We start from the raw sequence: 12,380 nt of genomic DNA on the forward strand, positions 1-12,380 counted from the left end.
GCGATCGCAGATCGGGCGGTCGCGATCGATGGTTAGCCCGTTCCGGAACAGACCTCTGAAAGTCCGGCGCCGCGTTAGGCAATCGCCAATACTGAGCAGGCATGATAATCTCAATTCCACGGAGGCCGGATTGTTGAAAGCTCCTGATGGAAGAGTCGTCGCGGACGACCAAACTGACGGTTCGCAGGTTCCGTACCGAGCCGATCCGGATCAGAACGCCTCCGAGAATAATCAGCCTATTGCGATCGGTCGCGCCGCGGATGCGCCTGCTTTCCTGACGCGAGACTTGAGTTCGCACGACTTGGGCTTCGGGCTCGAGCCGCACACGCCAGAGGTTTCGCGCCGACAACGCCTGCTCGAGGCAATCGCCGCAAGGCTCGATCGACTGCGGCACATCTGGCACAGTCATCTGGAGCGCGATGCACCGCCTATGACGGCCTCGCGCAGAACCGGGCGGATTGGCGGCGGGGTCTTTGCGCTCCTGACCTTGCTCGTTCTCACGATCTGCGCCGGCGGAGTGGTCGCACTCACTCAGATCAAATCGCTGAAAGCCGAAATCGCCTCGCTGCAGCGCGAATTGCTTCCCCTGAGGGAACGGCTAGCGAGCTACGAGCTGGCCGAGAAGGCCAGAGTCGCGGAGATCAAGGCTGCCGCCGAAAAGGCCTTGGCCGAAAATCTGCCCAAACCGGCAGCGCTCACGTTTTCGCGCGAGGAAGCTCAGTTGATCCGTGAGTACATCAAGCCTGCGCCGTTTGCGGGCTCGGCGACGCCAGCCGTTAACGTCGGCGATCCCGTCACGGGAGGAACAATCCCTCTGCCGTCAGCGCTCACGGAAAAGATGCCCAGATTGGCCGGCGCCCGCTTCGCGATCCGAAATGGGGCGATCATCATTGTCAGGAAAGACAAGGTCGACGCGGTGTTGCCGGCGTATTAGACCACACCTGACTCGTCTGGAATTCCAAGCCGCGCCTTCCAGCCTACATCGACAAGATCAATCGACCACGCTTCACGGCTGATTGTTCGGCGGCCTTTCAATGAACCGCCGGCTACCGTTCAGAAGCTCGAGGTTATTGGCGATCACCGGGTTGCCGGGATCGAGCGAATAGGCCTTCTCGAACTTCCGCCGCGCCGCGCTCAGATTGCCGCGCAGCATGTAGGAATATCCCTGGTCGTTCAGGATTTGAACGGTTTCGCCGCCCAGCTTGATCGCCTGCGCATAGGCCTGATCAGCCAGGTCAAACCGACGGATCCGATCATAGCTCGCAGCCAGTCCAACCCAGGCGGTCACGTCCTTCGGCGATTTCTCGACAGCATCCTTGAAATAGCGCTGGGCGATTCCGTAGTTGCCGCGGTTGAAATGCTCCAGCCCGAGCCGCACGGGCTCGTCCGAAGGATAATATTTGACGTCCGTCGGCTCCTGCACGGGGTCCGGGCCACCCGGATCCACGGGAGCGAGGATCGCAGCATCCCGCGTTGTTTGGTCACATGCCGCAAGGCCCGTCCCCAACAAGCAACAAGTCAGTATCAAAACTACACGCCGCATAACCCTTGTCCCCGCCCCGGCTCATACGGCCTCTTGGCTGCTTTACCTACCCGCTGCTGCACCGCCGACCGGCACCGACACGCCAGAAGCTGTTCCTGGCGGCAATCCTTCCACGTTGATGTTCTGGGTTGCGGTAGGCCGCACGCCCAGCTGTTTCGTCGCTTCGCTAATGTCGGGAAGCTGATCCACGGGCTGTTTCGTGGTGCCATAGCGCGTCACGGCGGCGCCCACGCGCCGAGCGTCGTACGCAATCCGGCGATCACCGACATTTCGCGGCCATGGGTGGATCGTATGGGTGACGGCGTTCACCTGCTTGGCGTCGCCGGCGCTCATCGTGAGGGTGTCGGAGCGTTGGAAGTAGCGGTCCACCTCGTCGTGGCCATAGAGGCCATAACAGCCCCCCAGCGGCAGCACCGCGAGAATTGCCAGATAACTCTTGGTCATGTCTCGCGTCCTCAATTGAGGGTTTTGACGACGGGTTGATCGGATACCACCGCCGGCGCCGGTACGGGCACGATGGCGTTCGGCGCGATGATGTGGCCGTACGGGCCCTTCACGTCGCCGCCGGAATTGACGTAATCGTCGTAGCGCTTGCGCACTTCCATCTGGCCGTTGAGGAAGAAATCAACGTCGTTGGCCGGCAGACGGGAGTCGAGCGGCGAGGCCAGTTGCTGGCCGGGCGCCGACGGCGCGACCAGGCGCGGCGTCACGATGATGACGAGATCGGTTTCCTGCTGCTGGTAGGACTTGCTGCTGAACAAGGTTCCGATCACCGGCACCGAGCCAATCCAAGGCAATTGTGAAACGTCCTGCCGGTTGCGGGTCTGCAGCAGGCCTGCGATGGCAAAGCTCTGGCCGTCGCGCAACTCGACCGTGGTGCGCGCGTCGCGGCGGGTCAAGGCCGGAACGATCGTCCCCGCAATCTGCACCGCATTCGAGAAATCAAGCTCGCTGACCGACGGCTCGACCCGAAGGTTGATCACGCCGCGCGAGAGAACGGTGGGCACGAACGCAAGCTCGACGCCGAACTTCTTGAATTCGATGGTTACGGTCGGCAGAGCGCCCGCGACCGCCGTCGAGGCGACCGGCACTGGGAACTCGCCGCCCGCCAGGAAGCGAGCGGCATCGCCGGAAAGCGTGGTCAAGTTTGGCTCCGCTAAGCGGCGAGCCAATCCTTTGGTTTCCAAAGCAGAGATCAACAGGTCGATTGAGCCGCCGCTGGACGTCCGGACGATACTGGTCAACAAGCTTCCGAACGGCGCAGGTGCCACACCACCCGCGGCGCCAACGAGCGTCCCGAGCGTTCCGAGCACCGGAAGGCTACCGGTCGGGGGAGAGCCGACGGCGCCCCCGCCAGCACCGAGGGGACCGTTGGCGGTGTTGATACCGCCAATCGGTGTTCGACCTGCAGCGGTCACACCGCCTACCCCCGTATTCCCCACATTCGTCCCATTGGCATTCGCCGCATAAAGGTTGACGCCCAGGTTGCGACCGGCGTCCCGATTCACCTCAAGGAAACGCACCTCCAGCATCACCTGTTGCGGCGCAGCGACGCTCATCGCGTTGACGACGGTCCCTCCCTTGCCAACGGTGTTGGTGGCGATGGTCATGGCTCGCTCGGCGGCCACCGCGTCAACAGCGGTTCCGCTGAGCACCACCTGCCCCTCGGAAGCCACTACGCGGATACCCTGCATGCCGGTGCCGGACCGGATGTTCTGCTGCAGATTGCCGGTATCGATCACGACTTCGACGTCGAGAATCCCGATCTGCTTCATCGAACTGTCGAACAGGATGACGTTGGTGGTGCCGGTCTGCTTGCCCTGGATATAGATCAGGTGATCGCTCAGCGACTTCACGTCGACGATATCAGGCGAGCCGGCGACAATCGTCGAAAAGGCCGCATCGACCTTGAACGTACGCGACTTGTTGACGACCACCTTGACCCGCTGGACGTCGTTCATTTCGCTGACGAAGACGCCGCCGCCCGAGGAAGTGCGGCGGTCTGCCGCGGCCGCGGTGTCAACGGAATCAAGCAGCACAAGCGCCGGGCCAAGAGCCATCACGCTCAGGGCGAAAAGCCTTGCTCCTTCCCATCTCGAAATGCGACCGCCACCCATTTCGATTCCCCCTCGCCGCAATCCGCAGCTGTCCCCGTAAATCTACGTATCGGACTTCCGAACAAGCTCTCCTTCGCGCGCCACGTCGGAGAGCTTACGTCGGTCCCACTACAAATCCGTTACTTCCTGTTTTTCGGCACCGCAGAAAACTTCCACCGATTCCGACGGTCGCAAATAACGCTCAAGATCATTTCCTTCGCGCCGCATCCTTGCAAGGCGCGACCATCGCCAGTTTGCCGCAGCGCCAGCGAAAGTTTCGCGATGTTGCCAGCGAGCACCACTTGGTCGACCTGACGAGAACTATCTTGCAGCATAAGCATACCGGCCGCACCGCCTGGCGCGGCTTCTACGGATTTTCGGACTTCGAGCAAGGCGGGTATTCCAGGACAATGTTCCTAGAACGGGACGACTGTGGAGGCGCTCGGCGCGTTCAATGATGCGCCCCAGATCGGCATCACCATGGCGAAGCCGGCCTGGGAGGCCGTCACCGTCAGTTTGCCGGATCCCGAAGTGGTGCTGACTGTCGGTGCGGAACTACCATTCCTGTACAGGAAGGGGGCAGCCGTCTGCTTCTGCGTGGCCGAGAGGTAGTCGCCGGTGCAGCTCGAGGGCGACGTGCCAGGCGTCAAACCGGTTATGGCAGGCGTGTAGCACTGGATCATCATCGCCCGCGCGCCGGCGCTCGAGAGCGTGCGCAACGATTGCATTGTGATCGCATAGCGCGCCAAATCGAAAATAGCGAAGATCAATGTGAAAAGCGGCACGAAGATAAAGATCAATTCGAACGACGCCATGCCGCGATTGTTGAGTTTTCTCATCACTGCACCAACGCGACGACTTGGGTGTAGGCGATCGTGGACGGAACACACGAATCCGTGCTCAGGTACGCACTACCGGTCATGGTCAAGGTCTTGGCGATCACCTGCGAACAGGTCGAATTGGTGGGTTGAGTCGTCCCGCCGTACGACACATCTGCTTTAGGGAAGTACATCGCGCCCGCGAGCTTGATCACGCCGTTGCCGCCAATGTTAACGTTCGCGGTCGTTTGATCGTCAATCAGAACCCCGCTCAGAGCGGGGTATGTCGTGTTGTTGGCGAGTGCGGTGAGATTGACGTTGCCGCCATTGATCGTGAGGCTCGAATTGCCGAGCAACACGATGTTGACAGCCGTGCCCGTGACGGTTGCGCCAGTCATATTGATCGATGCATTGTAAAAGAAATACGTCCCTGACCCGGTAAACGTCACATAGTCTTGGGTGCCCCAGTTGAAATTCCCGCTATACGCGCCGCTGGTGTCGTTGGGCGGGAGGTTATAGCACTTGCTGCCATTGGGGTATGGTTGTCCGGTGAGGGGGTTGGTGGCGGGGCATGTCACCTTTGTAGAATTGCTGTTGGTGTTGCCGGTCCTCGTGTTGAAGGACGCAGTTTGCAGTCCGTGCAGAGGATCCGTCGCTTGAGGCATGAAGTAGTTGTGCGTTACGCTGACAGCGTTGCAGGTGCCGGTTGGACCACAGCCAGTGGCACCGTAGATGCCCCACCCCGCACCGGTGAAAGATGGCGTGCTGGCGAGCTGGACGCTCGCATCCGACATCAGGGGGCAGCCCGTTCCGTTGTTGGTGACGTTGCCGGCAATTTTCAGCGCCCCACCACCACCGTTCGGATCAGGACCAAGCGCCAGGCCGCACACTTTGCTCGGATTCTGAACCATGGCAATGGCCTGGGCGGGGATGTTGACGGGGTTGGTCGCACCCAACACCGCCGCCAAATAGGCCGGCTGTTGCTGGCTGACCCTGACGCGAACGGCGTTACCGGTGCCCACGGCCGGCGTCGTGAACGAGCCCGCGCTGTAATTGCCGATATCGACCTGCACGGCCCGCGAAATCTGGCTCGGAAGGCTGGTCGCACAGCCTGCATAGGAATCGCCGGCGTTGCAGAACGTGTTCTGCGCCGCGAATTCCCTGCTCCGCGTATCCACTGATGATGCCTCGCAGGTCGCACCGGCGATCGTGCACGAAAGCCGCAAGGCGCCCGCGTAGGCCGCCGCATCGGCGGCGTTCTGCCCCTGCTGCCTGGTGACGTACCACGATCCGGCCTCAGCCCCGAGCGCGACCGCTCCGATGAGCGGCAGGAGGGCGATGACTGTTGCGAATGCGGCGGCGCCTCGTTCGGAGCGGAGCAGATTACGCATGGCAACACCTACTGGAAGCGTTCTGAGTGAGATAGCGTGTACGTACAGGAGGTGGGACACAGCACCGGCCTCCACACAATCGGAGCCAGAGTGACGGTCGTTGAAAATGTGAAGTACTTGGGGATCTGGGTAAGATTGCCTGAGGAGCACAAACTGCTTCCGCACCAAACCCGGATATTGCTGATCGTATAACCATTGACTGTTGTCTGGAAGCCTGTCCCCCAGCTCACTGAGCCGTCGGCACCGAGCGGGGTCTTGTACTGGATGTATTGCCCGAATGAACGCAACGCCGACCACGCGGCGACGAAGCGGAGGCCCGCGGCGGCCAGGTCGGCCAGCGGCATCAGCAGAAACGCCACGATCAACGCGTAGACGAACATTGTCTCAAACGCGACGGCGCCGCGTTGATCCGCGACGAGAGATTTTTTTTTGCTCGCGCGCCCGCCTCGACAGGCACCTGGCACGTCCGGATGCCGACTCCGAGTGCGAGCAATTTGAACGATATCAATTCGGCCACGCATAGCCGCTCACCAAACGTAAGGGACCAATCTCCAGCGCGATGCTTCGTAACTGGAATACTCCGGGCAAGTGCGCCGCAGCAGATCCTCTTCGTAGAGAATCCGGCACACCTGAACGCCGACATGCAGGACCAGCACGAGCACCGTGACTGGCGTCAGGTATTGCAGCACGACACCCACGATCACGATCTCTTCCGCGAAATACAGCGGATGCTTGATCCATCGATAGGGGCCGGTCTGCACGACTGAACGCGCCTGCGGCACCAGGCTGAACGACCGCCCCAGGTGCCGGATCGTGACGAGCATCAAGACCAGGCCGATCAGCACGCAAGCGGTCGACAGCAGGTTCGGCAACGCCTCGTCGGTCTTGCCGAAGAAGGAGATCGTCCACGGCATATAGGAGCCGACGAATGCTGTTATTCTCGGCATGATCCCGTCCGCATGTGCCTTTGCCGGCGATCTCGTCAGGATCAGCAGCGCCAGCAGCATGTAGAACATGGCAAGGCAAGCGCTCGACAGCAGCGATGGCCAGGGATCGGTAAATGATCCAATTCTGATGGCGACGCAGAGCGCCAGCAACATGAACCACATGCTGCCGAGCAATTGCATCGTCCACTCATAGGGCCGACTCTTCGACGGCGACGGGTTCTTCGACAGGGTCAGCGTGTTCATGGCTCACTTCACCGAAATGCTTGAGAATGTGCGCACGAGGTGCAGAAACGGACTGCCGCCCAGGATGACGAACATGGCCGGAAGCAGGAACAGCACCATCGGAATGGTCAGCTTGGCGCCGAGCTTGTGCGCCCTTTCCTCCAGATTGGTGATACGTTCTCGCCGGAGGTCGATGGCGATACTGCGCAGCGCCTGGCCCAGCGGCGTGCCGTATTGCAGGCTCTGGCTGACCATTGTGCCGAACCGCCGGAGTCCTTCCGAGGTCAACGCCAGTTTCTCGAACGCCTCGCTGCGATTTGGCAAAATCCGCAAGTCATCAAGAAGTCCGTGCAGGACCCGGGCCATGGCGGGATTGGTCTGGTTCATCTCTTCCGCCACGCGTTCCAGCGCGCTCTCCAGGCCCATTCCCGCTTCGCTGCAGACGACCAGCAAGTCGATCATGTCGGGCGTGCCCTGCCGGATGGCCGCATTGAAGCGCCGCCTCAGCACCAGCAGGACCAACCGCGGCCCCATGATGCCGATCACCACGCCGATGAGGCAGAAGATCAGCACATCGCTCAGCGGCTTGCCGAGAAGTTGCCCAACGAGCAAGGCAGTGACCGGAAACACGAACATGCAGACGGTCTTGAGGCCGATCCAGATCGACATGGTGCGATGAGGATTCAAACCCGACGACTGAACGATCGCCTTGAGCTGGTCGAGATTTTCCGCGGAGTAGAAGCGCCGATATCGCGTGCCGAGCGACGAAAGCCAGCCCGTCACATCCCCTAAGGGCGCCGACCGACTGGGAACGCCGAGCACGGCGTTTGATACCCGCACGTTCAACGAACGAATGTGAAGCTCGCGGATCATCAGGGCCGCGGTCACGGCCGCAAGTGCGATGGCGAGGGCGACCAGACTGAGACCAAGGGTCATAGTTCAGTTTCCCTTCTGACCATCCAGCGTATGACGAGGGACCCGATGATCACGGAGGCTGCGGCGTAGGCCAGCAGCCTGTTTCCGGTCGGGTCATAGATCAGCAGATCGACGGTCTGCGGATTGATCAGGTACAGCAATCCACCCACAATGACGGGCGAGACCGAAAGCGCGCGTGAGGAAAAGATCACCTCACCGGCCAGCGCCTTGGCGCGCGCAGCCAGCGCAACGCGCTGCCTCACCGTATCGCCCAGTGTCTGCAAGGTTTCGGTCAGGTTGCCGCCCGACTTCAGCTGGACCGCAAGGGTGACCGCGAAGATCCCGTATTCCGTCACTTGGGTTCGCCGATAGATCGCCTCGATGGCCTCCTCGGGAGGTCTTCCCAGGCTGACTTCGGTGCATACGACGGCAAACTGCCCGGCCGTCGGTTGCGGCATCTCGCGCGCAATGGTGCGAAATGCTTCGGTCACGGGCAGCCCGGATCGAACGGTGCTTGTCACCAGCTGGATCGTGTCGGGCAGCTGTCGAAACAGGAGATTGGCGATACGACGTCGTTGCCAGCCGAACAGGCCCCGCACCATCAGGAACCCGACAAGGACCGCCGCCGGATACGCGTAGACGTTGGAGAATTGCAGCACGCTATTGGCATACAGGATAGCAGCGGCAGCAATCGCGCCGGCAAACACCACATAGGCGGGGTGGAAGGCATAGGCGATCCCGGGCTTGTAATCGATCAGGCGGAAGAAAAGCGGCCAGCGGGATCCGGCCTCCAGGCGACGAATGTTGGGCAATGCCGCCGGGTCTGAGACCGGCAGAGCTTTGGCGACCTGCCGATCCATGCGTCGCTGTGCCGCGTCGAGCCACAGCGCGATGGCGGCCGAGCAGACCAGCAGCACCAGGTCAATCGTGGTCAGGAAGTCCGGCATTACAGCTGCCTCATGGCTTCGGCCCAGGCCCGATCGAGCCCAAAATAGACAAGACGGCTCTTGAATTTCGGGACCGCGTGAGTGGACCTGTAGGAGCCCGATATCCGCCCGTGAACATCCTCCTGTTCGTACTCGAACGCCGCGATGTCGTTGGTCGTGATCACATCGCCTTCCAGCCCGATCACCTCGGAAATCTGGACGACACGACGCTGTCCATCGCGCATGCGCTCGACTTGCACGATGAGATCCAGCGCAGCGACGATCTGGGACCTGATCGCCCGCAGCGGCAGATTTGGCTGCCCCATCTGCACCATGTTCTCGATACGCGTCATTGCGTCGCGGGCACTGTTGGCGTGCACCGTGGAGATCGAACCGTCATGGCCGGTGTTCATCGCCTGCAGCATGTCGAACGCCTCGGCGCCGCGCACTTCGCCGACGACGATCCGATCGGGACGCATTCGCAGCGCATTCCACACCAGGTCGCGCTGCGTCACCTGCCCCGTCCCTTCCAGGCTGGGAGGCCGGGTCTCCAGGCTGATCACATGCGGCTGCTGAAGCTGCAGCTCGGCGGCGTCTTCGATGGTGACGATGCGCTCACTGTGGTCGATGAACTGGCTCAGCGCGTTGAGCAGCGTCGTCTTGCCTGAACCGGTACCGCCGGAGACCAGGACATTCAGCCGGGATCGGGCGGCGATCTCCAGCAATTGTCCCATCGCCGCAGTCACGGAGCCGTTCTGGATCATCCCGGCCATGTCCAAGCGGCGGCTCGGAAATTTTCGGATCGATATGCAGGGGCTGTGGATCGCGAGCGGCGGGAAGATGATGTTGACGCGGCTGCCGTCCGGCAAGCGGCAATCCACCATCGGGCTGGATTCGTCGACGCGGCGCCCGACCTGCGAAGCAATTTTCTGCGCGACCGACGCGATGTGGTCGTTGTCGCGGAACCTCACCGCGACACGCTCCAGCTTGCCGCTGCGCTCGACGTAGATATTGCTCGGCCCGTTGACCATGATGTCGTTGATCGATTGATCCAGCAGAAGCGGACGGAGCGGCCCGTAGCCGGTCATGTCGTCCGCAATCTCGTCCGCCAGCTGAAGCTGCTCGCGGCCCGACAGCTCGAGCCGTTCGTCGTTGGCGATGCCGTGGATGATTTCCTCGATCTGCCGCCGGAGGACATCGCGCGTGACGGTCGCCGCCACCGACGGCTCAATCTGCTCGATGACCCGTTCGCGCAGCGAAGCCGGCATCACCGGACGCTGCACCGCGGAGTCCTCGCGCCTTGGCGGAGCTGCAGGCAAGCTCGGCGTCGACGCAGGCAAGCTTGGCGTCAATGCAGGCAAACGAGTTGCCGGTGTGTCTTCTTCGCGCCTACCAAACCTTTTCATAGCCCGAGCAGCCTTCTCAACATGCCCTTCCGATCGGCGCCGACACCGGTGATTTCCCGCACGATCGGGGCGAGGTGACGCCGCAGCCCGGATACGTGCTTCAAAGCCGGAATTCCGAGATTGACCGCCTGGGTCATCCCCTTCCCGAGATCGGGGATCACCATGTCCGGTTCTGCGCCCAGGGCCTTGACCATCGTTGCCCTGGGCAGGCCGCCGGCGCGATCGGCACGGTTGAGCAGGGTAAAGACCCGATCCTTGCCGGCGATATTGGTGACGGCGGTGCGGAGTGCATGGGCATTGCGAAGTCCGGTCACTTCGGCCTCCAGCAACACCAGCACGTGGCGGGAGAGCGTGATCACCGGATGGATCGAGGGCGGGAACGGGACGGGCACATCGACGACGATGTAATTGAACCGCTGCCGGAGCAGACCGAGCACGTGCCTCACGCCCGCTTCAGTGATGTCGAGCTGCGCGTCCAGCTCCTCGTCGGCGGAAATCAGGCAGACCCGCTCGTTGACGTCGATTGCCGCGCGTTCGAGGAACAGCGTGTCCGCCCGCATCGGGTTTTCCAGGGCGATGCGCAAGCCCGGCCCGGGCTGCACGCCCAACATCACGGCCGTTTCGCCACCCTGCAGATGAAGATCGAGCAGCGCGACCTTCGCCTTCGTGGTCTCGGCGATCTGGAGCGCCAGGTTGATGGCAATGCTCGTTGCTCCGGCGCCACCCTGCGCACCGCAGATCGAGACCACATGCCCGCCGCGATCGGGGCTGGGCGCGACATCGCCAAGCAGCTTCGGCCGCAGCTGGTCCAGCACCATGTCCCGGGTCAGCGGCCGCGGCAGATACTCCGTCAAGCCGATCTCCATCAGCTCGCGGTAGAAGGTGATCTCCCTGCTCTCACCGATCAGAGCCACCCGGACGTCGGGCGGACAGACGCCGGCCAGCCTTTCCAGTTCGGTGAAGGGATCATCGATTCCGCTGATGTCCGTCACCAGCGCGGATATCTCGGTATCGGTTTCGAGCATCTTGATCGCATTGCGGATCGTGCCGCGCCGGATCGACAGATTGCTGCCTTCGAGGCCCTTGCGCAGAGCCGCGGCACTGAGATCGTCGTTGACGAAACAGACGATCCGGTCGCGGGCGACGACAGAGGCGGATTCTTCAGCCGGACTTACCACTGCAATGTTAGCGATCACTTCTGCCTCCACCCTTACCGACGTGACGATTCGGCCGACGCGACCGACTTTGACCGGGCAGCTCCCGGCGACAGATCGCCAGACGACGCCGTGCGTGTGCCGGCGTCATCTCTCCTGACTGAGTATTTCGTGCCGCTATTGCGGGCGTAGATCACCACCGTCGTGTCGCTGTCCTCCGAATCCTGTCGATCGACGGCCGACCGTACGGCGAGGGAGAGCTTGCCGAGCTGCCCTGCGACCACGACTTTCTTCACCTGCTCCGGCGCGAGCTCCAACGATACGGTACGCGCCACCTTGCCGGCCGAGGCGTTGCCGGCCGAGCCGCCCTGCACGATCTCCTGGTCGATCGCGACAATGCGAACATTGGAAGCGACGGTTTCGCTCAGCGTGCCATGCTGGTGATCCGGATTCTGCTTTTCGCTCGCGGCCGTCGACTCCTGGGTCAACACGACATCGACATAGTCACCCGGCCAGACCAGACCGGAAACTCCGGAGGCGGCGTCGACGTTGATGCTGATGGCCCGGCTATCCGGTGCCAGCACGCTGGCGAGGAACCCCCGTTCGCGCGGACGCACCACGTCCTTTGACGTCACGGGAGCGCCGGTGTCGAGGAAGTTACGAACCAGGGATCCGCGAAGTCCGATCCTGGCGTCGGGCGTATCGAGGATTGCCCCCGCAGGAACGCTGTCCGGCGACACCGAGCGTACCGTGAAATCTTCATCGCGGGCCAATGTCCCCCTCGGCAGCGGGTGTGCCGCGACGAAGTAGCTGGCGGTGGGAGGCGCCGGCGGCGGCGCGGTTTCCGTGACCTGTGCGACCGGGGTCTGTTTCGGCAGGTTCATGTTGTAGGCGATGAGCCCGAGGGCGACTGCCGCGAAGAAGAACACCATGATGATCGAGAGGCGCAAAGCGGATGACAT

Annotated in this window: 14 protein-coding genes; 1 reads left to right on the top strand and 13 read right to left on the bottom strand. The window is 62.1% G+C overall.

The features are described from left to right. The first annotated feature begins 130 nt into the window (after positions 1-130). Positions 131-934 carry a hypothetical protein gene (locus JQ604_RS01600; protein ID WP_249157909.1) on the top strand — a complete coding sequence of 268 codons (804 nt, stop codon included), beginning with the start codon at positions 131-133 and terminating at the stop codon, positions 932-934. Positions 935-1,006: 72 nt separating this feature from the next. Here JQ604_RS01600 and JQ604_RS01605 read toward each other — a convergent pair whose 3' ends face one another. The 13 genes from JQ604_RS01605 to cpaB all read right to left on the bottom strand — a co-directional run bounded on the left by JQ604_RS01605 (position 1,007) and on the right by cpaB (position 12,368). Continuing rightward, positions 1,007-1,543, bottom strand: coding sequence for a tetratricopeptide repeat protein (locus JQ604_RS01605; RefSeq protein ID WP_212352310.1), 537 nt, complete (start codon positions 1,541-1,543; stop codon positions 1,007-1,009). A 42-nt stretch (positions 1,544-1,585) separates the two neighbouring features. Continuing rightward, entirely contained in the window at positions 1,586-1,987 is a 402-nt protein-coding gene (locus tag JQ604_RS01610; protein ID WP_212352311.1) for a hypothetical protein, read from the bottom strand. Between the two features lie 11 nt (positions 1,988-1,998). After that, positions 1,999-3,660 carry a type II and III secretion system protein family protein gene (locus tag JQ604_RS01615; RefSeq protein WP_212352312.1) on the bottom strand — a complete coding sequence of 554 codons (1,662 nt, stop codon included), beginning with the start codon at positions 3,658-3,660 and terminating at the stop codon, positions 1,999-2,001. A gap of 119 nt (positions 3,661-3,779) precedes the next feature. Next, a complete protein-coding gene (locus tag JQ604_RS01620; protein ID WP_212352313.1) occupies positions 3,780-4,031 on the bottom strand; it encodes a hypothetical protein in 252 nt (83 codons plus the stop codon). A gap of 24 nt (positions 4,032-4,055) precedes the next feature. Continuing rightward, positions 4,056-4,478, bottom strand: coding sequence for a TadE/TadG family type IV pilus assembly protein (locus tag JQ604_RS01625; RefSeq protein ID WP_249157910.1), 423 nt, complete (start codon positions 4,476-4,478; stop codon positions 4,056-4,058). Then, entirely contained in the window at positions 4,478-5,848 is a 1,371-nt protein-coding gene (locus JQ604_RS01630; protein WP_212352316.1) for a pilus assembly protein TadG-related protein, read from the bottom strand. Before JQ604_RS01630 ends, JQ604_RS01625 begins: the two co-directional genes overlap by 1 nt. An 8-nt stretch (positions 5,849-5,856) precedes the next feature. Further along, on the bottom strand, positions 5,857-6,228 hold the full coding sequence (locus JQ604_RS01635) for a hypothetical protein (RefSeq protein ID WP_249157911.1): 372 nt from the start codon (positions 6,226-6,228) through the stop codon (positions 5,857-5,859). A gap of 147 nt (positions 6,229-6,375) precedes the next feature. Beyond that, positions 6,376-7,038: a methyltransferase family protein gene (locus JQ604_RS01640; RefSeq protein WP_212352317.1), complete on the bottom strand. Its 663-nt coding sequence runs from the start codon at positions 7,036-7,038 to the stop codon at positions 6,376-6,378. 3 nt (positions 7,039-7,041) lie between these two features. Next, positions 7,042-7,953 (bottom strand): type II secretion system F family protein, encoded by a 912-nt coding sequence (locus JQ604_RS01645; protein WP_212352319.1) that lies wholly within the window; start codon positions 7,951-7,953, stop codon positions 7,042-7,044. Continuing rightward, the gene (locus JQ604_RS01650) at positions 7,950-8,879 is read right to left on the bottom strand and encodes a type II secretion system F family protein (RefSeq protein ID WP_212352321.1); all 930 of its coding nucleotides are present in this window, start codon (positions 8,877-8,879) and stop codon (positions 7,950-7,952) included. Before JQ604_RS01650 ends, JQ604_RS01645 begins: the two co-directional genes overlap by 4 nt. Then, a complete protein-coding gene (locus JQ604_RS01655) occupies positions 8,879-10,264 on the bottom strand; it encodes a CpaF family protein (RefSeq protein WP_212352323.1) in 1,386 nt (461 codons plus the stop codon). The genes JQ604_RS01650 and JQ604_RS01655 overlap by 1 nt, the downstream gene beginning before the upstream one ends. Beyond that, on the bottom strand, positions 10,261-11,460 hold the full coding sequence (locus JQ604_RS01660) for an AAA family ATPase (RefSeq protein ID WP_349631034.1): 1,200 nt from the start codon (positions 11,458-11,460) through the stop codon (positions 10,261-10,263). The genes JQ604_RS01655 and JQ604_RS01660 overlap by 4 nt, the downstream gene beginning before the upstream one ends. A 14-nt stretch (positions 11,461-11,474) precedes the next feature. Beyond that, positions 11,475-12,368: a Flp pilus assembly protein CpaB gene (cpaB, locus tag JQ604_RS01665; protein WP_249157912.1), complete on the bottom strand. Its 894-nt coding sequence runs from the start codon at positions 12,366-12,368 to the stop codon at positions 11,475-11,477. Positions 12,369-12,380 lie beyond the last annotated feature (12 nt).

The organism is Bradyrhizobium jicamae (assembly GCF_018130695.1).
Taxonomy (GTDB): Bacteria; Pseudomonadota; Alphaproteobacteria; order Rhizobiales; family Xanthobacteraceae; genus Bradyrhizobium; species Bradyrhizobium jicamae_B.

What these genes read in the sequence shown, in the direction of transcription:
- JQ604_RS01605 (WP_212352310.1), bottom strand. Translation starts at nt 1,543, where the DNA reads ATGCGGCGTGTAGTTTTGATACTGACTTGTTGCTTGTTGGGGACGGGC.
- JQ604_RS01610 (WP_212352311.1), bottom strand. Translation starts at nt 1,987, where the DNA reads ATGACCAAGAGTTATCTGGCAATTCTCGCGGTGCTGCCGCTGGGGGGC.
- JQ604_RS01615 (WP_212352312.1), bottom strand. Translation starts at nt 3,660, where the DNA reads ATGGGTGGCGGTCGCATTTCGAGATGGGAAGGAGCAAGGCTTTTCGCC.
- JQ604_RS01625 (WP_249157910.1), bottom strand. Translation starts at nt 4,478, where the DNA reads ATGAGAAAACTCAACAATCGCGGCATGGCGTCGTTCGAATTGATCTTT.
- JQ604_RS01630 (WP_212352316.1), bottom strand. Translation starts at nt 5,848, where the DNA reads ATGCGTAATCTGCTCCGCTCCGAACGAGGCGCCGCCGCATTCGCAACA.
- JQ604_RS01635 (WP_249157911.1), bottom strand. Translation starts at nt 6,228, where the DNA reads ATGTTCGTCTACGCGTTGATCGTGGCGTTTCTGCTGATGCCGCTGGCC.
- JQ604_RS01640 (WP_212352317.1), bottom strand. Translation starts at nt 7,038, where the DNA reads ATGAACACGCTGACCCTGTCGAAGAACCCGTCGCCGTCGAAGAGTCGG.
- JQ604_RS01645 (WP_212352319.1), bottom strand. Translation starts at nt 7,953, where the DNA reads ATGACCCTTGGTCTCAGTCTGGTCGCCCTCGCCATCGCACTTGCGGCC.
- JQ604_RS01650 (WP_212352321.1), bottom strand. Translation starts at nt 8,879, where the DNA reads ATGCCGGACTTCCTGACCACGATTGACCTGGTGCTGCTGGTCTGCTCG.
- JQ604_RS01655 (WP_212352323.1), bottom strand. Translation starts at nt 10,264, where the DNA reads ATGAAAAGGTTTGGTAGGCGCGAAGAAGACACACCGGCAACTCGTTTG.